This window comes from Actinomycetospora termitidis, assembly GCF_030286555.1.
In the GTDB taxonomy this organism is placed as follows: domain Bacteria; phylum Actinomycetota; class Actinomycetes; order Mycobacteriales; family Pseudonocardiaceae; genus Actinomycetospora; species Actinomycetospora termitidis.
Window position 1 is genome coordinate 17,598 of record NZ_JASVWF010000011.1, and the last position, 23,471, is coordinate 41,068.

Sequence of the window (23,471 nt, forward strand, 5' to 3'; positions counted from 1 at the left end):
GGGGAGGACGTGTGAGCTGGGAGCACGAGTTGCTCACCCACGACGACAGCGCGACTCCACATGCGGGGACGTTGGCGGTGGAGATGCTGCCCGGCGCGGTGGACCCCGAGCTCGACCCGCGGCTGCTGCCGGGCCCGGCGCTGTGGGTCCCGCGGGTCGCGCTCGCCGAGTGGGCCAGCGACCCCGGCGACCCCCCGGCGTGGCGGGGGTTCCGACTGGTCACCGACCCCACCCACTGGGAGCTCGTCGGTCCGACCGACCCGGGGGTGGCGATCGCGGTCACCGGCTCGGCCACCGCGACCCTGGTCCGCCCGACCAAGGGCGGCCGCGGCGGGGAGACCGCGGTCCGCGGGATCGCGATGACACTGCCCGCCCGCCGGGTCGACCGGGTCGGGTTCCGCGCCTGGGAGCAGGCGGTCGCCGCGGGGTCGGTGCTGCTGGTGACCAGCGCCGCGATCTGGGACCTCACCCCGCCCACCGATCACCGGGAGGCCCTCACGGCGGGCTGGTGGGCCGCGCACACCCCGGTGCTATCGGTCCCGGAACGCCCGCTGCCGCGCCCCGCGCTGCGCCGTAGGCGTCGTGACCGGTCCCGGCGGGCCGGGTGAGCGCCGGCCGCCGCGGCCCCGCCCGCGCCCTGCCGCGCCCCGCCCTGCCGCGTCGAGCTCGGCTCGCTCTCGCTGTGGTGGCCGCGCTGCTGGTCGCGGTCGGTGTCCCCGTCGCCGGTCTCGCCGTCCTCGCCCACGCCACCAGCCCCACCCCGACCCTCGAGGTGCACCTCGCCGCAGGTAGCGACGACTCCGGCGAGGCCAAGGACAAGGACGACTCCGGCGGCTCCGGAGACTCGAGCTCCGGGGACTCGGGGAGCTCGAAGGACGACTCGTCGTCGAAGTCGAAGGACGACAAGTCCCAGGACGACAAGAGCGGCGACCAGAAGGACTCAGGTGACGGGTCCGGAGCCGGGAAGGACTCGGGCAAGGAGTCCGGGAAGGACTCGGGGGCCGGGGGCCAGGGCGGAGACGCAGAGTTTCCGGGGCGGGACAAGGCCGGGAGGGCGAGCGCGGACGAGTACACCGACATGTCGCAGGTGGCCTCGAACCAGCAGGTCGGGCAGGGCGGCCAGTTCTCCGGCGGCTCCTACTCGTTCTCCTGCCCGCTCTCAGATCACCACAACTCCGACAACTTCATCATCGCCCCGGGCAAGCGCAACGGCGCCCAGCACACCCACGACTACGCGGGCAACAACTCCACCAACGCCGCCTCGGGCACCGACCAGTCCACCCTCGAGGAGTCCTCGACGACCTGCACCAACGGCGACAAGTCCCCGATCTTCTGGCCGGTGATGCGCGACCTGGCCGGGGTCGGCCCGGACGTCGGGCAGGACGGCGGCTCCCTGGACGGCAACGTCGGCTCGTTCATCGAGCCGACCGCGGTGGACTACACCTTCCACGGCCACGGCACCCGCCCGGTCTCGCCGATGCCGCTGAACATGACCCTGGTGACCGGCTCGGCCAAGGCCGCCTCCACCGGCAAGGGCTCGAACGCCAAGTTCGCGTGCGCGAGCAGCCCGGACCGGGTCTCGGACAAGTACCTCGCCTGCCCCGCCGGGGACCAGATGCAGCGGGTCTATGACTTCCCGTCCTGCTGGAACGGCAAGGACCTCGACTCCGAGACCCACACCGAGCACCTCACCTACCCCGACCAGAGCGGCGAGTGCCCGACCGACAAGACCCCGGTGCCGGCGCTGCGGATCACCGTGGGCTACCAGGACCTGCCCGGCCGCTCGTATGCGATCGACTCCTTCCCCGAGCAGCAGCACAACCCGGTCACCGACCACGCCCTGCTGGAGTACCTGTCCTCGGAGGCTCGTGCCCAGGCCGGCGCGAACTGCATCAACGCCGCCCAGGCCTGCACCCAAGGCTCCGATCAGGACACCTCCCGCGCCGGGCGGCTCGGGTTCTCCGACCAGGTCCCGCAGGCGAAGAACTACGACTCGGCGATGGCCGACATGGGCTCCTGGGGCCAGACCCCCAGCTCCAGCTCCAGCAGCGCCGCCCCCGCTGCGCCGGCCGGGATGGCGGGGATGGCGGGGATGGGGCACTGATGGCCCTGTTGCCCGCACGGGGACAGCGGCTGGTGCTGGGGCTGGTGGACCCGCGGGCGATCACCCCGCGGGTGGGGGCGCACCTGGTGCTCGCGGCGCTGCCGCTGCTTGCGATCACCGCGCACGTCGCCGGGGTGTCCCCGATGCACCTCACCGCGGGGCTGCTGATCGTTCCGGCCACGATCTTGCTGGCGTGCCTGGCAGTGTTCGCCCCGACCCCGGAGGACCGGCTCATCACCGTCGGGCTGCGTTGGGGGATCGCTGCGACCGCGGTGTACGACCTGGTCCGCCTCGACACCGTCGCGCTGCTGGGGTGGTGGGCCGATTTCATCCCCACCATGGGCACCTGGCTGCTCGACCTCGACCCCTCGCAGCTCGTCCTCGGCGGGGTCGCCGGCTACGTGTGGCGCTACGCCGGTGACGGCGGCGGACTCGGCGTGGTGTTCGTGGTGCTCACCGCCGCGACCGGGCTGCGCCATCTCGGGCGGCGCCTGGTCGTCACCGCAGCGGTGCTGTTCGCGGTCGTCCCGACCTGGGGTGGGCTGATCGCCACCGTCGCCCTGACCGGGCGCGGGCAGCAGATGCTCTTCCCGCTGACCCCCACCACGATCTCGCTGTCGCTGCTCGGGCACGTCGTGTTCGGGCTCGTGCTCGGGTTCGGGATCGCGCGCTGCCCGGTCGACCTCGAGGCGCACTGGACCCGGCCCCGCCTGATCGACCTCCCCGCCCTCGACCCCGCTGCCGTCGTGCCCCTGCCCGTCCATGCCACCGCGCAACGCGTCGCACCCGACCGCTCCCCCGCCCCGGCCGCGCTCACCGCCGCGGCCCGCCCCCAGCTCGCGGCCGCTCTGACACCGGCCGCCGTCGTGCCGCCCCCGGCACCGGCCGAGCTCACCATCGAGCTCGTCCCCATCGCGACAACCTCGCCGACCGGCCCGGCCGCACCGCCCGGCCCGAGCCTGGCGCCTAGCTCGTCGTCGTCGTCGGTGTCGACCGGCGGGTTCGGGGCCTGCTACCCGCGGGCCGCCGAGCACCCCTGCGACGTGGGCCCGACATCCGCATCTGCACTGTCGTCGCCACCGTCGGTGAGGTCTACCGAGGACCTCGCTCCACCGGTCCCCGCCGTCTCTATGCCAGCGCCGGCTGGGTCCTCGACGCTGGTCCCCCTCGCCGCACGCCCCGAGCCCGCGTCGCGGGGGCTGCGCCGGGAGTGGGTGCTGGCCGCGGTCGGGGTCGCGCTGGTGCTTCCCCTCACGGCGACCTGGCTGTCGGGGGCGACCCCGCGGGGAGCCAAGGCGGTCCTGTCCTTTGCCGGGGTGGCCGGGGTGGGTGCGTTGGCGCTCGCGGTGGTGACGATGTCGCGGTCACGGCGGCTGACCCGCACCGTGGGGTGGCCAGGGCTGCTGGGCTGGCACCGGCTGCTGGGTTACGGCGCGCTGGCCGCGGTCGCGATCCATGTCGGGGTCGTGGTCGCCTACAGCCCGAAGGGCCTCGCGCTGCTCAACCCGATCGGCGCCTCCGCCCCGATCGCCTCCGGCCTCGCCGCCGCCGCGGCACTGCTGGCCGCCGCGGTGATGTTCACCCGGCCCCTGGCCCGCCTGCTGCCTCACCGGACCCGGCGCGGGCTGCACGTGTCAGCCGCCGCATCAGTCGCGATCGCGGCCGGGCTGCACATCGTCTGGATGCACGTCCCCGACACCGCCGCCGGACTCGCGTGGACCCTGGTCCTGGCCCTCGCGATCGCGGCGGTGCTCATCGCGCGGTGGTGGTGGCGCCCCGGGCGGGCGGTCCCGATGCTGATCCACACCAGCCGCCGCGAACCCGGCGGGCTGGTCACGCTGCGCCTGGTCCCCGCCGCCGGCACCGACCACGGACTGCGGTTCGCTCCCGGCCAGTTCGTGTGGCTGCGCCGCACCCGCTGGCCCCGCCCCGCCGGGGAGCACCCGTTCACCCTGGCCTCCTCCGCCCACGAACACCGCTACCTCGAGCTCACCATCAGCCCTGCCGGCCGGTTCACCCGCCGGCTCACCGCACTCACACCCGGGGCCACGGTCTACCTCGACGGCCCGCACGGCGCGTTCACCCCCGACACCACGATCGCCGGGGACCGCGCCGCCGGTGGGCTGGTCCTCATCGCCGGCGGATCCGGGATCGCCCCGATGCTGGCGATCCTGCGGACCCTCGCCGACGATCGCGACCAGCGCCGCCACCGCCTCGTCGTCTCCGCCCCCGGGAGGCCCTACGCCGGGGAGCTCGACGCTCTCGCCGCGCTGCTGGACCTCGAGGTGACCTGGCTCGACGGCCGCTGGATCGACCCCGCACTGCTGCGCGAGGTCCTGCCCGAGAGCGGACTCGACCAGTACGGATTCTTCGTCTGCGGACCCGACGCCGTCATCACCGGCACCCTGGCCGCCCTCGACCGGCTCGACGTCCCCGCCGCCGCGATCGCCACCGAACGCTACTAAAGCAGCACCGACCAGCACCGACCAGCAGGAGGCAGCGCGTGAGCGAGCACCGGCCCGCTCGGGACCCGAGCCCGGCTGACCCGCCCACCGACCCCGGTACCGGCACCGGCTCCGGGTACGGGGCGGTTCCGCCGGGCTGGGCTCCTGCGGGACCGGGGCAGGCGCCGTGGTGGCGCCACGCGCCGCCGTGGCTGCTGGTCGCGGTCGGCACGCTGCTGGTGGTCGCGGTGGTGCTGCTCGTACGTCTGCTCGCCCACCGCGACGACACGACCGCCTCGCCCGCGCCCACCGCGCCTGCCGCGGTGCCGCCGGGACCGTCGGTACCGGCGCTGCCGGACCCGACGTTCGCGTTCACCCGCGGCGGCTACCGGTACTCGATCGGCGTCGGACCCTTCACCCCCGCAGTCTCCGCGCGCGGCGCCGCGACCCGCTCCGCGCCACCCGGGCGGCATTACCTCACCGCACCGGTCGTGATCCGCAACGACGCCCAGGACCGGGGCGCCCCGTCTCCGCTGAACTCCAACGGCGCCGCCCCGGACATCTGGGTCGGCCTCGGCGGGGTGGTGTCCCTGCCGCCGGTGCACGAGAGCCTCGGCAGCTTCATCGCCCCCTCGGACTGCATCAACGACCCCCGCCGGCCCACCGGCAACGGCAACCCACCGCCCGCTTACCGCGGCCTCGACCCCGGGACCTGCATCGTGCGGGCCAGCGTCGTCCCCGCCCGCACCGTCAGCTCCCTCGAGGACGACAACGAGCTCCCGCCCGGCGGGATCATCGAGGGCGTCGTCACCACCATCGACCTCCCCGACGACGTCGCGACCGCCCCCGCCGGCCCGGTCAGCGCGTGGCTCGCCAACGACGGCGGCGTCGGCCCCGCCGGGCGCTACGCCATCTTCGACCGGATCAACTGACCGCACCGAGACAGCAACCAGGGAGGTCGCCGTGGGCGCGGTGGGCGTCGTGTGGTGGTGGGCCGCCGGGATCGTGGCCGTCCTCGTGCTCACCGGCGCGGTCACCGACTGGCGGGCACGGCGGCGCCGACGCCACCTCGGCCTCGCCCGCCCCACCCCGGCCGGGGACCCGCCGCCGTCCGGGCACGCCGAACACGCTCTCGATTCCTCCCCGGCGCTGCGCGAGGAGGCCCACCGGCCCCGCCAGTTCCCCGGACCGACCGGCGGGCCGTGACCGCCGTGACCGCTGTGCCCACCCCGCCCAGCACCCCAGCGCGCGACACGATCAACGCGCCCGAGCAGAAGGATCACCACATGGACAGCACGAGAACTGCGCCTGCCCCCGTCCTGAGCAGGTCGGGGACGCTAGTTGTTGCCGCTGCGGTCGTCCTTGCTCTCGCCGGCGCCGCGGGCTGCGCAGGTCCCCCCGCCCCGTCCAACGCCCTGACTTCCCCCGCAGCCCCAGCACCGCCAGGAGCATCGACACCGGCCGGGACCTCGGCGCAGGCGGCGGAGATTCCCTCGCCGTCGCAGGCCCCGCAGCTCTCCCCCGAGCAACGCGACGACGCGTTCACCCAGGCACTCGCGAGCAAGAATCTGCAGGTCGGCGACGAACAGACCCGCACCCAGGTGGCGTCGTCGGTCTGCCAATCCCTCGACTCCGGGGTCACGGTGCCCGGGCTGGCCGAAGCGCTGCGCGACGCTCTGGGTGGCCCGACCCCGGAGAACACCGGGTTCATCATCGGCGCCGCCACCGCCATCTACTGCCCCGCCAACCTCCCCAAGCTCAAGACCAACTAGACCGCCATCGACCAGCGATTGCGGCGTACGCCCCTCGTGCCCTGAGTTCCTAAGGGGAGTCAAGCTGCGGGGCGGGTCGTAGAGTGCGTTTTCGACGGGCCGGTCGATGGAGCGCTGTGCGACTCCTTGCTTCGCCGGCCCGTCCCTGTCGTGGTCCGGGCGCGGGCTTGGGTGGCTTCGGTGTTGATCCTGCTGGCCAGCGCCCGGCCCTCGGGGTCGCTGATCTCGCGGCCGTCGAGGTCGTGGAGGCGGTAGTGCTTGCCGCTGCGCCAGCATGCGGCGATGCGGGTCACCAGGACCGCGGCCAGGGTGCAGAGCGCGCTGTTGTGGTGTTTGCCGCGGTCGCGTAGCCGCTGGTAGCGGGCGGCCAGACCGGGGTCGGTCTTGCGGGCGTGGTCAGCGGCGATGAACAACGACCAGCGCAGGACGTGATCACCGGCCTTGGTGGGTCCCTGGTGGGTCTCGGAGGTGCCGGACTGGCTGATCCTGGGGACCAGGCCGGTGTAGGCGCGGACCGCGGCCAGATCACGGAAGCGGCTGGGGTCGCCGAGGCGGCCCAGGATCGCGGCGGCCAGGACCGGGCCGAGTCCGGGGACCGAGGCGAGGATGCCGGTGGGATCAGCGTGCTGGTAGGCCACGGCGATCCGGTCGTCGACGTGGTCGATCTCGTCGTCGAGTCCGCGCAGCAGGCGGGTCTCGGCGGCGATGTCCTCGGCGAGTTCGGCGAAGTCGATGGCGCCCTCCGGCCAGAGCGACAGAGTCGCCCGGGCGGCGGCGAGCAGGGCATCGGCCTTGTCCTCGCGCCAGGCCCCGCGGCTGGTGCGGATCAGCAGCCGAGTCAGTCGGGCCCGCCCCAGCCTGAGCAGGGCGTGCGGATCGCTGTAGCGCTCGAGCACGCTGCAGGCCGCTTTGCCCGGGTCGGTGCCCAGAGCCGCGGTCCAGGCGGGTCCGAGTAGCTCGAGCAGCGCGTCGAGACGCTGCAGCGAGGCGGTGCGTCGCGCGACCAGGCCGGCGCGGCGCCCGACCGCGCGGCGCAACGCCTCAGCCGGTCCCAGTCCGGGGGTCGCGACCAACCCGCCGGGGTGCAGCAGCGGTATCCGAGCCAGCAGTTCGCAGTCGAGCCGATCGGTTTTGGCGTGCTTGTTGTAGTACTTCCGCAAGTCCGCGGACTGCTCCGGGGGGACCAGTCGCACCTGCGCGCCCCGGTGACGTAGCCAGGCCGCCAGCGCCACCCACGCATTGCGGGTCGGTTCCATCACGACCACGACCGGCGCGTCACCGTGATCGGCGCGGACCGCCTCGACCGCCCTCCAGACCGCCTCGAGCTCTTCGCTGCCGGTCTGGAAGCGGCGGTTGGTCCACAGCAGCGCGCCGGTCTCATCGGCCAGCGCCGCGCGGTGGTCCTCCCGGCATGCCACGTCGATACCCAGCCGGAGCTCGCGCACGGGCTCCCCTTCCTGGTCGTCTCCTCGGGTTCCCGTGACACCGCGACCGCAGCAGGCTTCGACCCGGACATCTGAGGAGGAGTCCGTTGCGCGGCTCCGCGTTCCCAACAAGGCCCTGGCCTGACGCGGCCGCGGCACGGGCGTCTCGACGATCAGTACAGAGGACTGTCGATCCAGTCGGGGCCAGCCGTAGACACCCGCACCGCGAACCTCACCCCAGACCTCCTGGAGCTGCCACCGACGCTAGATGTCGTGGCCCGACCGTATCGGCCGTCTGGGTTCGGCCGAACCGGGCCGGGCCACAGCGCGGCGCGGCGCGGCGCGGCGCGGTCAATGGTGTTCGGGGGCGGTGTGCGGGTCCAGGACGTAGGTGGTGCTGGCGGCGATCCGGGCTGAGCGCTGGGGGTCTGAGGCTTCGAGGAGGGCGGGGTCGAGCCCGATCGAGCGTATGATGTGGCGCTGCTCGGGCGGCGGGCTGGCGTGGAACGCCGCCCGCAGCCGGTCCTCGAACTCCCGGACCGCGCGAACCTCGGCCAGGATGCGCCGGGCCCGGGGGTCGTGGGCGAGCCGGGCGCGGATCGCCCGGTCTTCGTGCAGCTCGAGCGCGCCGTCGTAGAAGTCCGCCAGCCGGACCCGGTCGCGCAGCTCAGGGTCCCCGGCGTCCGGCATGTCGGGGTCGTCGGCGGGTGGCTGCTGGTGCACGGCGGCGCCTCCCTCGGGCGGGTGTGCGGGTTCGACCCGTCGAGATGGAGACTCCCCGTCACCCACCACCGGTTCCACCGAGTGACCCACACCACAGACGGGATCCTGGGGTGGGCCGGTTCGGGTCTCTTGTATGTGCAGCGCTTCCCGCGATCCGCCTTCCTGCTGGTCGTCGTCGCGCTCACGATCGCCGCTCCCGCCGCCCCTGGCACCGCTCTCGTCGCCGCGCAGCGGTCGCTCGGCGACGCGACCATCCTCGCCTCGGCCCCGGGTCACGGCCGGGTGGTCGCGGTGGCTGATGCCCGGGTGGTTCTCGACCCGACTACAGGTCCGGTCCGCGGCGCCCCGGCTCCCGCGGCCGACCCTTCCGGGGACCGCTACAACGCGGGGCTGGCGGGGTCGGCGGTCGGGCAGTTGTTCGGGACCGAGGACGGTCAGGACGGGGCGTGCACCGCCACCGTCGTCGCCTCGCAGTCCGGGTCAGTGCTCGCCACCGCGGGGCACTGCGTGTTCCTCGACGGGCAGTGGGCCCAGGACATCGAGTTCATCCCCGGCCGCGACGGGCGCCGCGCCCCCTACGGCCGCTGGAAGGTCGACTCGGTCGCGGTCGACCAGCGCTGGGCCAAGGGCCAGGACTGGTCGCACGACGTGGCGTTCCTGCGCCTGGCCCCGCAGGACGGGAAGACCATCGCCGCGGTGACCGGGGCGCAGGGCATCTCGTTTTCCCTGCCCGCCGACCAGCCGCCGGTGACTCTGCTCGGCTACCCGGGCGAGGAGCCGTTCGACGGGACCACCCTGCGGCGCTGCTCGGCGCCGGCGGCGGCGACCGACGACCCGGCTGGCGCGAGATCGTGGGGTATGGCCTGCGAGATGACCGCCGGGTTCTCCGGCGGCCCCGTGCTCACCGACTTCGACCCGGCCGCCGGCGCCGGCTACGTCATCGGGGTCGGCAGCCACTACCGGCTCTCGTCAAACGACCGGTGGAGTGCCCGGCTCGACGACGACGCCCTCGCCCTCTACCGCTCCATGGACTCCGCGGGGCCCGCGTGACTCGGGGACGGGTCCCCCGCCTCAGCCCGCGAGGGGCGCGGTCCGCCGCCGCTTCTTGACAGCGGTCCCGCCCCGGCCTGATACCCCGTTGCCCGCGACCGGTACCACGCGCCGCCGACTCGGAGCCGGGCTGGCTGCGCTCGGCCGCGGGTGGGCTCAGCTGATCCAGGTGCGGTGGATCGCGGCCGGGGCCTCGGGGTTGATCCGGCGGCGGACCAGGTGGCGCAGCACCAGCAGCGGCCGGTCCACGGGGTCGGTCTGGGACCAGTGGTCGGCGACCCCGGCGACGAAGTCCGACTCGCCCACCTGCCAGACCTGCCCGGCGAGCTCGTCGAGTTCGACCTCGTCGATCGACTCGGTCGCCACGTTGACCGCGAGGACGACCGCGGCCCGGTCGCCGTGGGCGGCGAGTTCCTCGAGGATCTGCTCGGCGCCGATCTCGTGGCTCAGGTCCAGACGGTCGAACTGCCCGGCGGCCAGCTCCCGGCCCGCGGCGTGCAGGGCGTCGACGACGATCCCGTTCAGCTCTTCACGCAGCCGGCCCGGGGCCCGCTCGAGCCGGTCGGTGGCCGGGTCGTAGCGGCGCACCGAGCCCGGCGCCAGGACCGGGAGCGGATCGGCCAGACGCAGCCGGTAGAGCGGGCACCGCCCGGACTGCGCCTGACCGTCACCGACCCCCACCGCGTCGCGGCCGGCGCGGACCTGCGCGGACCAGTAGTGGTCGTGGTCGACCTCGTCGCCGCAGAACACGCACGTCCCGTCGGGGTGCTCGCCGCCGTCGGGGCGCCCGCAGTAACCGGTGTCACCGAAGCGGCCGCCCTCGAACACCACGATCGCGAGACGCCCGCACGTGCACAGCTCCCCCGCCTGCGCGGGCCGCTGCGCCGACTCGGTGCTCACCATCGCGATCCTCCCCGACTCATCCACCACGACCCGACCGACCCGACCGACCCGGCCGGTCGGACTTTGCGGTGCCGCCTCCTGGCCTGTCGGCGGCGAGGGTCGCACGGGCCACCGACAACCTCACCGGTGTAGCGCCCGCGGGCGCCTGGCCCGGGCTCAGCCCGGGCTAAGCCTGACTCGACTCGGCCCGACTCAGCCCGGCCGGGGGAGGTCAGGACGGGGTGTCGCGTCCAGAGCGAGGTCGGCGGCGGCGACCTTGCAGCGGGATCGGGTCGGCCAGGCCCTGCGCGCGGGCATCCTCGGATGGGCCGCCAGCGATGGGGTTGGCGGCGGTGGGGTTGGCGGCGGTGGGGTTGGCGGCGGCGGTGGGGTGCGGCAGCGGCGGCGGGGCGGGGAAGAGCTCGGTGGTGAGTTCGAGCCCGAGGGCCAGGAGCTCGCCGGCGAGGTCGAGCTGGTGGGTCTCGACGCCGAGCAGGTCGGCGTGCTCGGCGAGGGTGTCGAAGGACTCGGCGACATGCTCGGGGGCGCGGTGCGCGCGCCGTTCCCAGTCCTGGGTGGCGATCGCGGTCCGGTAGGCCAGCACCGCGGGCCAGCACCGGTCGATCAGCCACGCGCGCTGTGACTCGCCCACCGACGAGGCGTGCTCGTGGCCACGGCGGGCGAACTCGGTGAACAGAGCGGGCTCGGCGGTGGACGCGGCGTGGGTCAGCGCGGCGAGCGCCAGCCCGGGGCCGCGGTCGGTCAGCCACGCCGGCCGCCCCGCCGTTGGCGGGAGCCAGCACCACACCATCGCCGGGTTGTCCCACTCCGTGCCCATCAGGACGAACCTGCGCCCACACGCGCGGGCGGCGCGCCCCCGCAGCCCTGGGCGGGCGAGCAGCCCCACCAGCGCGGCCACCGCCCCCCACATCGCCGGCGCCGCGAGGTCGACACCACGGGCCTGGTCGACCTCGGCGACCAGCGCGGGCAGGAACACCGGATCGACGTCGCCGTCGAACACGCACGCCGGGCACACCAGCGCACCCTCGGCGTCGATCGCGAGCAGCGCCTCGCTCTGATACTGGTCCCCGCACAGATCGCACGACACGTCGGTGATCGCGTCGGCGAGCGCGGCGGCCCGCGCCTCGCCGAGCTGGTCGCCGACCCGGGCCACCACCGCGACCGGGTCCACGTCCCCGGGTAGGTGCGGGTGCTCGCCCACCGGGCCGCCACGCTCTTCGCCGAACGGGTCGAGCTCGCTGGTCATCTCCAGCAGCAGCGGCGCCGCGCACAACAGCTCGAACCCCGCCCCGCCGGTCACCGCCCGGACCGCGGGCAGATACCCACCCGCCCCGGCATCGGCCACCTCTCGGGGGTCGTCGCCGGACTCCTCGCCGGGATCGTCGCCGATGGCTACGTCGGGGTTCACCTCCGGGTCGAGGATCTGCATCTTCACCGGACCCGGGTAGGACAACCACCAGCCGACCTCCGGGTAGCTCTCCGCCTCCACCGGCCACCCCGCGGCCGTGAACGCCTCGACCAGGGCCCGGTGCAGGCCGCCCGAGGCGGTCGCCGGCGGAGCCTGCCCGGAGGTGAGCAGCGACGTCCACCGCCACCACTCCGGATCCGCGACGCTCACCCGGGACCACTGCCCCGGATCGACCACACCCTTCCCCTGGTCGTCCTGCCCGCCGTCCCCGAACCCGTCGCCACCCCCGAACCCGTCGCCGCTCTGGTCGCTGTCGCGCTGGTCGTCGTCGGACGTGGTCGGTGCGCCCGTTGCCCGCGCGACGGAGCCGTCCCGCAGGTCAGCGGCTGGGTCGGGATCGGGGCTGGGGTCGGCGGGCAGAGCGGGGTCGTCGGGGACGAACCGGCCGTCGGAGCCGATCAGGAACGCCGCCTGCACCCGCAGCAGGAACCCCTCGGGCTGGGTCGCCTCGTAGTGGGCCAGGACCTCGGCGTGGTGTCCCTGCTCGACCAGGGCAACCGCCGCCGGGTCCTCGTCCAGCCCGCTCTCCAGGGCGAGCTCAGCGCCCGCCGCGTACGCCGTGGCTCGGTCGGGGAAGGCCCACACATCCAGCCGGCCGCCGCCGCTGCGGCCGCGGTGGACCAGCGTCCACACCCCCGGCATCCGGTCCACCACCGCACGCCCGTCCCGGTCGACCCCCACCGAGGACACCACCCGCCGCACGAACGACTCCCGCGCCATCCCGGCATCTAACCGCGCCCCACGCCGGCGACGGGCCCGCGCGGGCCGCGACCGTGACCCGGGCAGCTCTCGCGATCACCCTGCCCGCGGTGCTGGGATGACCCCCGACAACGGCCGACCGGGCGCAGGACAGGACGGGACAGGGCAGGGGGAGGGTCTGGTGAGTATCTGGCCGTGCCCGACGCTGCCGCCGGGCACCCTCGGCCTTCCCGGGGCCGGGTTGATGCTGCCGCAGTGGACGCTGGTCGCCCACCTCGCCGACCCCACCCGGGCCGGGTTCTGCCACCTCGCGCCCGGCCGCAGCTGGGCCGGCGCCGGCCCCGCCGCGCGGGGGGTCGTCCTGGACCTGCACCATGCGGGCTCGCCGTTGCTGCTCGGCGCCGAGCGGCCCGCCGAGGTCGACGTCGCCGCGCTGCAGGACCTCACCCCCGGTGCCCGGGACCGGGGCGGGGTGCGCTGGATGGTCCCGCTCGGGCTGGTCCCGGACGCGCCGGGCACCGCGCAGGCCATCGAGGCCGCGCACCGCACCGGGGAGATGTGGGTGATCACCGGTGAGGTCCCGCTGTGGTGGCAGACCCAGCGCGAACAGCCCGACCAGATACCCGACCTCGACGTCGGGGTCCTGTTCCCCGAGGGCAGCTGGGCCGCGGTGGTCCCGCTGCTCGCCCAGCCCGACGAACACGGCGTCGGCACCCGCCCCGCCGACACCTGAACCCGCGGTCCCCCGTCACGCAGTCGTGGGAGCGTCGGTCCCGGTGCTGTGCTCCGGGTGCGGTTAGCGTCGAACGCGTGATCGAGTACCCGCAGCCGGTGCCGCGCCCGGCGACGCTGGCCGAGCGGATGCGTGCAGCCGGGATCAACGACGAGCGCGCCCTGGCCGCGATCACCCAGGGCCGGGTCCGGGTCGGCGAGGACGTCGTCACCGACCCCGAGCACCCGACCCCGTGGCCCACCGGCTGGGTCGTGCTGCCCAGCTCCTGACCCCGGCCGCCACCGGCGGTGTTCAGAGCCGGCGCCGTCGACCCCGTTGCGCGCCGGCGTCGCTGGGCAGCCCGCCGCCGACGGTGGGCGGCGGGATGTCGAGCGCGGAGGCCCGGTGCGGTTCCCACACGCACTGCGCCGCGCGCACCGCCCGGTCGAAGATGGTGGTCAGCGCGACCTCGCACGCCGGTCCCCCGAGATGCTCGAGCAGGTCGGCCAGCGCCGCGCGGGTCTGCGGGGTCAACGGCTCCCCGTCGCGCAGCAGCGCCGCCGAGCGGATCACCCGCTCCCCCTCCGCGCGGCGTACCGCGCGCGCTCTCGCTGACATCGGCCGCACCCGACACAGCCTAGAACTGTTGTTCGAATGACGCGATCGCTCGGGCGGGGCAGGCTCACCACCGTGAAGACCTGGCGGACCTGGCGTCACCTGCGCCATCGCGGCATCAGCTTCCTCGGAGTGCTGCGCGGCTGGTCCTGACCACCCGGCGACCATGTCACCCCGGCCGCGCGGTGCCCAGCACACGTGCTGTTGTCGACGGTGGACGTCTCCGCCGATGGTTCGTCAGGGGGACGGAGTGCGGCGGCGGTGCTTGGAGCGGCGCATCGGCAGCACCGTGGCCAGGGCGGGGCGGGCAGCGCTGTCATAACCGGGAGTGCGTGCGAGGGCCTGTTGCAGGGCGTGCTCGAGGTGGGCGGCGTCGACGGCGACACGCGCCCGGAGCTCGGCGATCCCCTCGGCCTGTTCCTCGGGTGGGCAGCACCGGCACAGCAGCCACCCACTGTCGTCGAGATGGGCCACGAACACCGCCAGCGTGCGCAGCGCGGCGCGTAGCGCCTCCAGCGGTACCCACACCGACCCGGCCGCGGGATCGTCGGCTACCGCGGTCGCCAGCAGCGTGGTCACCTCCGCTGCGGCCGCCGCGTCGAACCTGGCCACCCCCACCGCTGCACTTCCCCGCGGCGGTCGCCTCGGCGCCTTCTCGGGAGCGGCCTGCGCCGCGTGCGTCCGGGCGGCGTCGTTGACCACGGCGTAGAGCTGGGCCTGCCCGAGGGCGGCGAGCACCGAGAGCGCCGCGGCGGTGTCCAGGACACCTCCGGACGATCCCGCCGCGCTCTGCGGGTCCCGGGCGTCGTCCGGCGGCGCGGGCTCGGCCTGACGGCTGCGCCCAAGGACGTCGAGCGGCAGGCCTCGGGCGGCGTCGACGATGAGCCGCTCGGCGGTCGAGCGGGCCCAGGCGACGTCGACGTGGGAGCGCAGCGCGGTCTGTTCGCTGACCCCGCCCTGCGCGGCGGTCACCCTGACGTGCTCGGCGAGCAGCGCGTCAAGCTCGCCGAGCGAGACCTCCAGACCGGCGCGCAGCAGCATCCCGTGACAGGTGTTCACCAGCTCCCGGAACTTCCCGCGCCGCCGGCTCGGCCCCGTCGGACTCGACGCCACCACATCCGCCCTCCCACCGGCCACGCCAGCCCGTCCAGTCCGAACAGCCAGGCGCACGAGCCTAGCCGTGATCACCAACGGCTCGGGCGGGCGACCGTAAGCGACGCCCGAAGGCTCGCAGCCAGGGAAATGGAGGGCTGGGGTGAGGGGTCCGACGCCCGGGGGGAGGGCGCCGGACCACGCAGTGCAGGTGGGGGGCACCCGACACCACGCCCGACGATCATGCCATCGATCCGCCCCCGGACAACCCGACGCCGCCGCTCTGCACCGCCCCGGTCCACCACACGCCCGGCCCAGCCGAGGCAGCCCCGCCAGCATGCTGCGCGCCCTCGTCTGCCCTCCCGCCGCGGTGGGGACCGCCGCGGCCGCGGAAGGTGACCCCGCCCTCGATGAGCAGCCGGGCGGACCGGGCGACCTGCTCAACCTCCTCGCCGCCTGACCCCCGAGGCCGGGAGCTAGTAGCGGACAAGTGAGGGGCTAGTAGATGCCCTGGGAGTCGTAGGTCCAGGAGTGCTGCCCGGCGTGCCCGGTGGGGTTGCGACAGTGCGGGTCGCCGGTGGCCACATCCGGGCACGGTTTCCCGCAGAACATCGCGGTGAGGATGTGCCGGGTGGCGCCGTCGTCGCTCCAGCGCAGCCACACGACTTCCTCGGTGTCGTTGACGATGTGGTCGAACGGGAGGTCGGCGTAGTGGTCCCCGCCGTGGTCGAGCTCGAGGGAGCACCATTCCTCGGGTTCGACGAACGGCTTGTGCTCGTAGTCGGTCATCAGCACCACCAGCTGGTGCTCGGTGACGCTCAGCGGTGTCTGGGTCGGACACGGCATGGTGGTCGCGCCCGGCTCGGGTGGGCGCGGCATCAGTGCGCGGCGATCATCGCGCGGACCGCGGCCCAGTCCGCGAGCCGGATCCACGAGGCGCCGGTTTCGGCGAAGACCGTGCGCCTGGTGGTGTCGGTGAGCGTGACCGCCGGCGGCTCCCCGCGCACCCGGCGTTCCTTGGCCTTCCAGCGGCCGTCGACGCTGGCCCAGTAGCCGTTGCGGTCGGGCTTGTCCTCGAAGCGCACGCGGGCGGCCATACCGAAGATCTGAACACCGATAGCCGCTCGTACGCCATCGCTGCTCGCCGATGGCGAGTCGACTGAGGTCGAACCCACTCGGGTCCTCGACGTCACCCCTGCTTCTCGGGTGCGGGAAGACCGTCGACGATCTCCACGGTTCGCATTGCGACCGTGGTGACCTTCTGGATGAGGGTGATGATGTAGCGAGGGTCGTCGTGCTCGTCGCACCAGTCGTTGGGGTCGTTGACGATCCCGGAGGCCTTGTCGACCTTGCGCTGGTAGCGGTCGATGATCCACCCGAGGGCGCTGCGGGATCCGAGCTGATAGCGCTCAGCCTCTTCGGGGATGCCGGTGATCCGTACCTTCGGGTTGTAGATGATCGCGGTATGCTCCCCGCGGGTCGTCCACTTCATCTTGGAGACCCGCCACGTCTCTCGGTCCTCGGGATCGGCCCCGGGTATGACGGTCACCGTGAGCGGATAGGGCTCGACGTGCTCGTAGTCGATATGCAGTGCCGCTAGGGCCCTGCCCGCCGCAGCGAGCTGCTGGAAGCGCTCCCTGCTTGCGGGCACAGGAAGGCGGGGCAGCATCTTGCGCAGGTCCGACGCGTAGGTCTGGCGGTAGTTGGGGTCGTGCAACAGCCCGTAGACGAAGTAGAAGACGTCGTCCTTGGCTACAGGGCCACCGAGCGCCGATTCGTACATGGCGACGATCTCATCGCTGATATTGTCTCTTCGCCGGTATCCGTCGATGACCACAGCCCCGTCCGCGTGCAGATCGACGTTCAGAGTGCCGTCGAGCTGCTGCACCTTCTCGTAGATCCAGCGCGGGAAGTACTGGGCGGTGTCGAGCAAGTGCAGGTTCGGCAGCTGAGCACTCATGAAGGGTGTGAATTCGTAATGCGAGGCCGGCCCTGTTAGGACAATGCCGATGTTCTCGTGCTGCGGAGTGGGGAAGATCCCGGGCAACTGATAGACCATAGCGTTCAGATCGCGGTGGAAGTAGACGATCTGCGAGGTGAACGGGCGGTAGGCGCCGACCATGACGGCGGCCTCGTCGAACTCGTAGCGGACGCCTCGGCCGAGGTCCTGCCGGGCGTTGCGATTCCAGCTCATCTGCGCCGAGTCCGCGTCGATGAACTTATCTACGGCCGCCTTACGGTCTGCGCTCGCGCTGATCTGTGCCCGCGCGAAGCTATCAACCTGCGAGTTGTAGAAGTCGATGGTTCTCTGCACGTTGGCAGTCAAGGAAGTGCGGGAGAAGTTGTAGCACCAGGCGTCGCGCCCAGTGGCGAGTCCGAGGGAGTACCGGTCAAAAATCCGGGGGCTGGCGCTCTTGTCGCCGATCACCGGCCAGGCGAGGAAGTCGTCGCTTCGCTGGTTGATCCAGTCGCCGTGCTCGTTAGGTGTGATGACTCGGGAGTTCATCGCGACGACGCTGCCCGCTGCCTTGAGCTCGTCGATCTTCTCGACGGCCGTGGTGAAGTCGCCAGCCTGGCTGTAGTGCACCTGAGCAGGCCCGGACCGGGCAGGGTCGCGGACCAGGAGAACGATAGCGACGGTGGCAATTGACCCGCCGCGGTTGCGGGCGGACGCCTCCCAGACAGGTCGCCCCTCGGCACCACCGGCACGTCGATTACCGCGCAGGTTGTAGACGTAGATGTCGCTGAACTCGTCGGCAAGACTCAGTCGCATACCGTTGGCGGTGTTGGAGTCCAGCCACCCGCCATTCGTGACATACGCGATGACGCCGCGCTCTTTGATCCTCAGACTCGCCCACTTGATGGCGCGGATGTAGGAGTCATAAAGAGTGCGTTGGCTGCGAGCGCTGGAGCGTTCGGCATACGTGGCGCGAATGGCACCATCGAGGCCAGGGTACTTCTGATTCTGATTATTGTCGTTGGCCGATTCCTGCCCGACCGACCAGGGTGGGTTGCCGACTATGACTTGGATGTCCAGGCGCTTGAGGCGGTCGAGGCGTTCGTTGTTCTCGGGGAACACGTCGAGGTCGGGGCGGTCGTCGTCTTCCCATGACTGGAAGGTGTCGGTAAGCACGAGCCCGGGGAAGGGTTCGTAGCTATCTCCTGCGACGGCTTCGTGATAAGTGGTCTCGATGTTGACTGCCGCGATGTAGTAGGCGAGCAGCATGATCTCGTTGGCGTGCAGCTCGTGGGCGTACTTGCGGGCCAAGTCATGGCTGTTAATCAGCCCGGACTGAATCAGGCGGGTGATGAACGTGCCAGTGCCGGTGAACCCGTCGAGGATGTGGACGCCCTCATCGCTCAGACCGTGCCCGAAGTGGCGCTGCAGTACGTCCTCGGCGGAGCGGAGGATGAAGTCGACGATGTCAACCGGGGTGTAGACAATGCCGAGGGCAGCGGCCTGCTTGGCGAAGCCGATGGTGAAGAATCGGTCGTAGAGGTCAGCGATAACCTGCTGCTTGCCCTCCAGCGTGGTCACTTCAGCAGCGCGCGTGCGCACCGAGGCGTAGAAGCCCTCCAGGTGCGCGGTCTCGGCGCTCAGCCCGGCGTCGCCGAGCTCGGCCAGCATCGTCTCCATGACCTGCGAGACAGGGTTGCTCGAGGCGAACTCGTAGTCAGAGAACAGGGCGTCGAACACCGGTTTGGTGATCAGGTGCTGGGCGAGCATGCTGACCGCGTCGTCCCGGCTGATCGAGTCGTTCAGGTTGTCGCGCAGTCCCTGCAGGAACCCCTCGAAGCCGCGAGCTACCTCGGCGTCGGCCCCCTCGAGCATCGCATCGATCCGAGTGATCAGGGCTGTAGCGATGTCGGCGACGTCGCGGGCCCAGTCCTCCCAGTAGGTGCGGGTGCCGACCTTGTCGACGATCCGGGCGAAGATCGCTTCCCGCCACTCCGAGAGCGCGAACAGGGCCATCTGTTTGGCGATCTCGCCGCCGGTCGTGTTCTGCTCGTCAGTCTCGCCTTGGACGGTGTGACCGGTGGTATTCAAGGCGGCGGTCTCGTCGGTAGCGGTGGCGCCGGTCGCGGTCTCGGCCTCGGGGCGGATCGGGCCGATGTGGTCACCGAGGAGCTGGTCGTTGCCCTGGCCTTTCTCCGCGCCAGGGGTCGCGCTGTTCAGCGCGATGGAGTTGACCATGGCGTTGAAGCGGTCGTCGTGGGCGCGCAGGGCGTTGAGGACCTGCCAGACGACGCGGAAGCGGCGGTTGTCGGCGAGGGCCTTCGAGGGTGCGACTCCGGCGGGGACGGCGACGGGCAGGATGATGTAGCCGTAGTCCTTGCCCGGGGAGCGGCGCATGACCCGTCCGACGGATTGCACGACGTCGACGACGCTCGAGCGCGGGTGCAGGAACATGACCGCGTCGAGGGCTGGGACGTCGACCCCTTCGGAGAGGCAGCGGGCGTTGCTCAGGATGCGGCACTCGCCGTCGGGGACGGGGGCCTTGAGCCAGGTCAGCTGCCGGTTGCGGTCCAGGGCGTTGAACGTGCCGTCGACGTGGCGGACCGCGGTGTCAAGCTCGAGGTTGGTGGTGTCGACGGTGGCGCCGTTGTTCTCGGAGTCGGTGAGCAGCGTGCGGTACGCGTCGACGACCTGCGGGAAGAGGTCCCTGATCTTTTTGGAGTCGGCGATGTTCTGGGCGAACGCGACCGCGCGACGCATCGGGGGCTCGCCGGGGGCGAAGCCGGTGCCGTCCGGGGAGCGGCCGGCGCGTTTGGCCAGCCCGTTCCAGCACCCGACGATCTTGGTGGCGTCATCCAGCCGGAGCTCGCCGGTCTGGCCGGCGAGCTGGGCCTGCAGCGGGGCGGCGACGAGTTCCTCGTCGACGGTCAGCACGAGGACCTTGTAGTCGGTGAGCAGCCCGCGCTCGACCGCGGCGCCGAAGGAGAGCCGGTGGAACTCCGGCCCGTACTTGGTCTCGTCGTCCATCGAGGTCAGCTCGGCGGAGACCTCGTCGGCCTTGGCCTTGATGTTGTCGTCGAAGATTCGCGGGGTGGCGGTCATGTAGAGCCGCCGGGTGGCGTGCAGGTAGTCCGCGTCGTGCACGCGCACGAAGTTCGATTCGTCGCCGCCGGCGACGGTGACCCCGGTGGTGCGGTGCGCCTCGTCGCAGATGATCAGGTCGAAGGGGTCCACGCCCTGGGTCTGGGCGCCGGCGACCACGGGCAGCGACTGGTAGGTCGTGAACACCACCGTCAGGCCCTTGGCGCGCTTGCGGTGGCCCATCTGCTCGGCGAGGACCTCGGGGCGGGTGGTGACCGGGATGGCGACGTCGTGGACGTTGATGTCCTCGGCGGCGCGGGAGACCTTGGTGTCCGAGCAGACCGCGAATGCCCGCAGGTCCAGGCGGGTCTGGGCGGTCCACTCGCGCAGGGTCTGGGAGAGCAGCGAGATCGACGGCACCGCGAACAGCACCCGCGCGTTGCCGCCCTGTTCGGCGGCGAGCCGCTCGACGATCTTCAGCGCGGTGAACGTCTTCCCGGTCCCGCACGCCATGATCAGCTTGCCGCGGTCGTGGCCGGTGAACCCGGTGAACACCGCGTCGATGGCCTGGGCCTGGTGCGGGCGGGGCTCGTGGCGAGTCGCCTCGCGGGGCTCGACGTGCAGCTCACCCGCCGGCCAGGCGATGTCCCAGTCGATCGGGGAGTCGGCGATCTCGGCGAGCCCGATGCGCTGTACCGGGATCGCCTGGCCTTCGAGGGCGTCCTCGGCGTTCTTTCCCCACCGGTCGGTGGTGGAGATGATGATCCGGTTGGTGAACCCGGTCTTGCCCGAGGCGGTGAAGAAGGAGTCGATGTGCTCTTTCGCCAGGGTGGTGGTGGGCTCGTAGAACTTGCACTGGATCGCGGTCAGCGCGCCGGTGTCGCGTTCCCGGGCGACCAGGTCGATGCCGGTGTCGGGCTTGCCGCCGCGGCCGGGCCAGTCGATCCAGCGCCATACCTGGTCGTAGCGCCCGGCCAGCAGTGGGTCGAGCGCGAAGTAGCGGACCATCAGCTGCTCGAACTTCGTGCCCCGCTCGGAGTTCGACGGCTCCGTGCGCAGCGCCTCGATGACGTCCTGGATCGAACTCACGGCTGCCCCATCCCCCTCGCGGCCATCCCCGCCGAAGCACGCCTGTCGACGCGCCGCGGCGGCGCGCAGCCTACGAAACCACTGACCCGCTCGCGCCAGGGACGTAGGCGCCGCAGACTCCCGCGCCGCCATCACGCCCCCGTCACGCCGCCGGGAGAGCAGAGGTCGAACGCCGAGCGCTCGAACGGGTTGGGCCGTAGTGAGAGCAACCTTGGGGCCGTGATGGCGGGCGTGCTCGGCAGGTGCGCCGAGCAGTCCGCAGCCTCGCCCGGTCGCCCGGCTCCGCTGACTCGTCGTCCCCCGCTCGCTGTGGTGGGGACGCGAGGGCGCATCTCAGTCGTCCCTGGCCGCGATCATGTGCATGTAGAGGTCGTGTTCGTGGTGCTCTTCGGTGCCTGGGAGGAAGGGGTTGTCGTCGCCGTCATCGGGTGCGCCCGCGCCGGGAGGCTCGGCGAGCCACCCGGCGCGCAAGGCCTCGCTCAGGTCGGTCCGGCACACGGAGACGGTGTCGACTGACCATCCGGTGAACGCCGCGATCTCGGAGTCCGGCGTCGTGGCGTTCTCGATCCACTCCATGAGGGCGTGGCTCAGCCCGATCGGGATGCCCGCGGTGGTGACGGTCTCGCTCGGCAGCGGGGTGTCCGGGTCGTCGTCGCCGATGAAGTCGCGCTCGACCCAGGTGCCTAGCGAGAGGCGCTTCCAGGCGGCGTCGTAGCCGCGGGGTCCACCGCTGCCCTCGACGATCAGCTCGCCGGTGCGGGCGTCGTGGATCTCCCACACATCGTTGCTGGCGCCCTTCGGTCCGCCGGTGACGATGCGGTCGCCGGCGCGCTCGAGCTCCTCGATGTAGCGCAGGCGGCCTTGTACCTCCTCGCGCAGCGCCTCGAGCAGGCGCCGCACGTGGACCTGCGCGGCACCGTCGCTCTCCGTCCGCCCGGAACGGTCCCCGGCTTCAGGGCTGGGGTGCGCGCTGTCGCCGGCTCTGGCGGTGCTGCGGGTGTAGTTGTCCCCGGTCCTGCTCATCTCGGCGCGCACCGCTCGGGTGCGGGCCCGCTTGCGTGAACTCTTGCTGCTCATGGTGGTGTCCTCGGCGGGATCCCACGCCTCCCGCGGAAGTTGGGCCGCAAGAGCGCCGCGCTGCGTCGGTGACGGCTTGTCCTCGGTCACGACCAGGCGGCGTGGGCGCCGTGTCGTTCGGAGTCGGGCGGGCTGCGGGCCGCCGAGCGGATCGTAGCGGGCGGCAGCGCTCCGCGGGTGCGGTCCAGGGCGAAGCTCAGGCTCGCGAGCCGTCGCGGTTCTCGCGGTCGCCCGAGGTCAGGAAGGTCAGGGCCCGAACGGGATGGGTGGCGCGGAAGCGGGTGCCTTCCTCGAGGTAGCCGCGTGTCACTTGCTGAAGACGACTGCACTAATTCGCGGAGTCAGGTGCACTGCCCGGTGTCCTGGCGGCTCCGGGCGGTGATAGAGGAGGACCGTCCTGTCCTCGGAGTCGCCCTCAGAATCGCGGTGTTCGCGGGGGCCATGAGCTGCTCAAGCCTTCTTGCGGCCGCTTCTGGACTCGCCACGCACGCAGCCTCTGGATATTTGCGGTTCGATACTTCATCTGCCTACTCGAGCGTTGTTGGCGATCCGATGAAGCGGTCGACGATGGTCGCGATGAGTGTGGCGACCTCGTCGTTGGGGTGGAGCGGGAGGACGATGTGGCTGATGGCCAGTCGTGTGGCCGTCTCGGCCGCGTGGCGGGCGGTGTCCGGGTCGACGTCGGGGCGCGCGGTCAGGATTGCTCCGGCGAGTCGTTGGCGGGCGGCGTTGATGACCGGGCCGGCGTCGCTGGTGAGCAGGGGTAGCAGTTCGTCGCGGCCTTCGGCGGTGAGGACGGCCTTGAGCAGTGGGTCGGCTGCGGCTGTTTCGAGGGTGTAGAGCACGGCCGCGCGCCATTGCCCGATGACGTCGTCGGCTTGGGTGAGGGCGTCCTCGACACCGGCGAGGAACTGTTCGGTGAGTCGTAGGACGAGGGCCTGGGCGAGTCCGTGCTTGTTGGTGAACGCGTTGTAGAGGGTCTGGCGGCTGACGCCGACGCGAGCGGCGACGGTCTGCATCTGGAGGCCGTCCCACCCGTGGGCGGCCACTTCCTCGGCGGCAGCGGACAAGGCGGCCTCGATGGTCTGTCGTCGTCCGCTGTCGTCCGGAGCCCTCACATCTGTGGAGTCTACTGATCTCGTCCAGAACTGGACACGAGGCGACTGTGCGTCTTGACACGTGGCGGCGCTGCGCCCATGGTGCGCTTATGGCTGATGTCCACTGGTGGGCCGTCCGAGTTCAGGTCCCTGGCTACCGCACC

General features: G+C 72.2%; 21 protein-coding genes. 10 read left to right on the forward strand and 11 right to left on the reverse strand.

Annotation, left to right across the window (positions count from 1 at the left end; all coding sequences use genetic code 11):
* Nucleotides 1-11: 11 nt before the first annotated feature.
* The 6 genes from QRT03_RS30960 to QRT03_RS30985 all read left to right on the forward strand — a co-directional run bounded on the left by QRT03_RS30960 (nucleotide 12) and on the right by QRT03_RS30985 (nucleotide 6,320).
* Nucleotides 12-608, forward strand: a complete 597-nt coding sequence (locus QRT03_RS30960) for a hypothetical protein (protein WP_286057034.1) — start codon at nucleotides 12-14, stop codon at nucleotides 606-608.
* The gene (locus QRT03_RS30965) at nucleotides 605-2,104 is read left to right on the forward strand and encodes a DUF1996 domain-containing protein (protein WP_286057035.1); all 1,500 of its coding nucleotides are present in this window, start codon (nucleotides 605-607) and stop codon (nucleotides 2,102-2,104) included. Before QRT03_RS30960 ends, QRT03_RS30965 begins: the two co-directional genes overlap by 4 nt.
* Nucleotides 2,104-4,569, forward strand: coding sequence for a ferric reductase-like transmembrane domain-containing protein (locus QRT03_RS30970; RefSeq protein ID WP_286057036.1), 2,466 nt, complete (start codon nucleotides 2,104-2,106; stop codon nucleotides 4,567-4,569). The genes QRT03_RS30965 and QRT03_RS30970 overlap by 1 nt, the downstream gene beginning before the upstream one ends.
* A 38-nt stretch (nucleotides 4,570-4,607) precedes the next feature.
* Complete coding sequence (locus QRT03_RS30975; protein ID WP_286057037.1) at nucleotides 4,608-5,480, forward strand: hypothetical protein; 873 nt, start codon at nucleotides 4,608-4,610, stop codon at nucleotides 5,478-5,480.
* A 31-nt stretch (nucleotides 5,481-5,511) separates the two neighbouring features.
* Complete coding sequence (locus tag QRT03_RS30980; RefSeq protein ID WP_286057038.1) at nucleotides 5,512-5,754, forward strand: hypothetical protein; 243 nt, start codon at nucleotides 5,512-5,514, stop codon at nucleotides 5,752-5,754.
* Between the two features lie 80 nt (nucleotides 5,755-5,834).
* The gene (locus QRT03_RS30985) at nucleotides 5,835-6,320 is read left to right on the forward strand and encodes a DUF732 domain-containing protein (protein WP_286057039.1); all 486 of its coding nucleotides are present in this window, start codon (nucleotides 5,835-5,837) and stop codon (nucleotides 6,318-6,320) included.
* Nucleotides 6,321-6,379: 59 nt separating this feature from the next.
* Here QRT03_RS30985 and QRT03_RS30990 read toward each other — a convergent pair whose 3' ends face one another.
* Together QRT03_RS30990 and QRT03_RS30995 are read right to left on the reverse strand one after the other, a co-directional pair.
* Nucleotides 6,380-7,765 carry an IS110 family RNA-guided transposase gene (locus QRT03_RS30990; protein WP_286057040.1) on the reverse strand — a complete coding sequence of 462 codons (1,386 nt, stop codon included), beginning with the start codon at nucleotides 7,763-7,765 and terminating at the stop codon, nucleotides 6,380-6,382.
* Nucleotides 7,766-8,095: 330 nt separating this feature from the next.
* Complete coding sequence (locus QRT03_RS30995) at nucleotides 8,096-8,467, reverse strand: hypothetical protein (protein WP_286057041.1); 372 nt, start codon at nucleotides 8,465-8,467, stop codon at nucleotides 8,096-8,098.
* Nucleotides 8,468-8,548: 81 nt separating this feature from the next.
* On the opposite strand from QRT03_RS30995, the gene QRT03_RS31000 reads away from it, so the two are divergent.
* Nucleotides 8,549-9,517, forward strand: a complete 969-nt coding sequence (locus tag QRT03_RS31000) for a trypsin-like serine peptidase (protein WP_286057042.1) — start codon at nucleotides 8,549-8,551, stop codon at nucleotides 9,515-9,517.
* 156 nt (nucleotides 9,518-9,673) lie between these two features.
* On the opposite strand, the gene QRT03_RS31005 is transcribed toward QRT03_RS31000, so the two are convergent.
* Together QRT03_RS31005 and QRT03_RS31010 are read right to left on the reverse strand one after the other, a co-directional pair.
* Nucleotides 9,674-10,417 carry a hypothetical protein gene (locus QRT03_RS31005; RefSeq protein WP_286057043.1) on the reverse strand — a complete coding sequence of 248 codons (744 nt, stop codon included), beginning with the start codon at nucleotides 10,415-10,417 and terminating at the stop codon, nucleotides 9,674-9,676.
* 214 nt (nucleotides 10,418-10,631) lie between these two features.
* On the reverse strand, nucleotides 10,632-12,608 hold the full coding sequence (locus QRT03_RS31010) for a hypothetical protein (protein ID WP_286057044.1): 1,977 nt from the start codon (nucleotides 12,606-12,608) through the stop codon (nucleotides 10,632-10,634).
* A gap of 160 nt (nucleotides 12,609-12,768) precedes the next feature.
* Here QRT03_RS31010 and QRT03_RS31015 point away from each other — a divergent pair, with 160 nt between their 5' ends.
* On the forward strand, nucleotides 12,769-13,320 hold the full coding sequence (locus QRT03_RS31015) for a hypothetical protein (RefSeq protein ID WP_286057045.1): 552 nt from the start codon (nucleotides 12,769-12,771) through the stop codon (nucleotides 13,318-13,320).
* Between the two features lie 77 nt (nucleotides 13,321-13,397).
* Nucleotides 13,398-13,589 carry a hypothetical protein gene (locus QRT03_RS31020; protein ID WP_286057046.1) on the forward strand — a complete coding sequence of 64 codons (192 nt, stop codon included), beginning with the start codon at nucleotides 13,398-13,400 and terminating at the stop codon, nucleotides 13,587-13,589.
* A 22-nt stretch (nucleotides 13,590-13,611) separates the two neighbouring features.
* Here the strand turns inward: QRT03_RS31020 and QRT03_RS31025 are convergent, their stop codons facing one another.
* Both QRT03_RS31025 and QRT03_RS31030 read right to left on the reverse strand, forming a co-directional pair.
* A complete protein-coding gene (locus QRT03_RS31025) occupies nucleotides 13,612-13,917 on the reverse strand; it encodes a hypothetical protein (RefSeq protein WP_286057047.1) in 306 nt (101 codons plus the stop codon).
* Nucleotides 13,918-14,151: 234 nt separating this feature from the next.
* On the reverse strand, nucleotides 14,152-15,027 hold the full coding sequence (locus QRT03_RS31030; RefSeq protein ID WP_286057048.1) for a hypothetical protein: 876 nt from the start codon (nucleotides 15,025-15,027) through the stop codon (nucleotides 14,152-14,154).
* Nucleotides 15,028-15,343: 316 nt separating this feature from the next.
* Between QRT03_RS31030 and QRT03_RS31035 the strand changes: the two genes are divergently transcribed.
* Nucleotides 15,344-15,466: a hypothetical protein gene (locus QRT03_RS31035; protein ID WP_286057049.1), complete on the forward strand. Its 123-nt coding sequence runs from the start codon at nucleotides 15,344-15,346 to the stop codon at nucleotides 15,464-15,466.
* Between the two features lie 38 nt (nucleotides 15,467-15,504).
* Here QRT03_RS31035 and QRT03_RS31040 read toward each other — a convergent pair whose 3' ends face one another.
* From QRT03_RS31040 to QRT03_RS31060, 5 genes are all read right to left on the reverse strand, one after another.
* Nucleotides 15,505-15,885, reverse strand: a complete 381-nt coding sequence (locus QRT03_RS31040; RefSeq protein WP_286057050.1) for a hypothetical protein — start codon at nucleotides 15,883-15,885, stop codon at nucleotides 15,505-15,507.
* Entirely contained in the window at nucleotides 15,885-16,103 is a 219-nt protein-coding gene (locus QRT03_RS31045) for a hypothetical protein (RefSeq protein WP_286057051.1), read from the reverse strand. Before QRT03_RS31045 ends, QRT03_RS31040 begins: the two co-directional genes overlap by 1 nt.
* A gap of 92 nt (nucleotides 16,104-16,195) precedes the next feature.
* Nucleotides 16,196-21,133: a DEAD/DEAH box helicase gene (locus QRT03_RS31050; protein ID WP_286057052.1), complete on the reverse strand. Its 4,938-nt coding sequence runs from the start codon at nucleotides 21,131-21,133 to the stop codon at nucleotides 16,196-16,198.
* Nucleotides 21,134-21,466: 333 nt separating this feature from the next.
* Nucleotides 21,467-22,210 (reverse strand): hypothetical protein, encoded by a 744-nt coding sequence (locus QRT03_RS31055; protein WP_286057053.1) that lies wholly within the window; start codon nucleotides 22,208-22,210, stop codon nucleotides 21,467-21,469.
* A gap of 527 nt (nucleotides 22,211-22,737) precedes the next feature.
* On the reverse strand, nucleotides 22,738-23,328 hold the full coding sequence (locus tag QRT03_RS31060; protein ID WP_230760738.1) for a TetR/AcrR family transcriptional regulator: 591 nt from the start codon (nucleotides 23,326-23,328) through the stop codon (nucleotides 22,738-22,740).
* Nucleotides 23,329-23,471: the final 143 nt, after the last annotated feature.

Excerpts from the sequence above, each read along its gene's own strand:
- QRT03_RS31035 (WP_286057049.1), top strand. The coding sequence starts at position 15,344 with ATGCTGCGCGCCCTCGTCTGCCCTCCCGCCGCGGTGGGGACCGCCGCG.
- QRT03_RS30985 (WP_286057039.1), top strand. The coding sequence starts at position 5,835 with ATGGACAGCACGAGAACTGCGCCTGCCCCCGTCCTGAGCAGGTCGGGG.
- QRT03_RS31040 (WP_286057050.1), bottom strand. The coding sequence starts at position 15,885 with ATGCCGCGCCCACCCGAGCCGGGCGCGACCACCATGCCGTGTCCGACC.
- QRT03_RS31045 (WP_286057051.1), bottom strand. The coding sequence starts at position 16,103 with ATGGCCGCCCGCGTGCGCTTCGAGGACAAGCCCGACCGCAACGGCTAC.
- QRT03_RS31055 (WP_286057053.1), bottom strand. The coding sequence starts at position 22,210 with ATGAGCAGCAAGAGTTCACGCAAGCGGGCCCGCACCCGAGCGGTGCGC.
- QRT03_RS31010 (WP_286057044.1), bottom strand. The coding sequence starts at position 12,608 with ATGGCGCGGGAGTCGTTCGTGCGGCGGGTGGTGTCCTCGGTGGGGGTC.
- QRT03_RS30970 (WP_286057036.1), top strand. The coding sequence starts at position 2,104 with ATGGCCCTGTTGCCCGCACGGGGACAGCGGCTGGTGCTGGGGCTGGTG.
- QRT03_RS31025 (WP_286057047.1), bottom strand. The coding sequence starts at position 13,917 with ATGTCAGCGAGAGCGCGCGCGGTACGCCGCGCGGAGGGGGAGCGGGTG.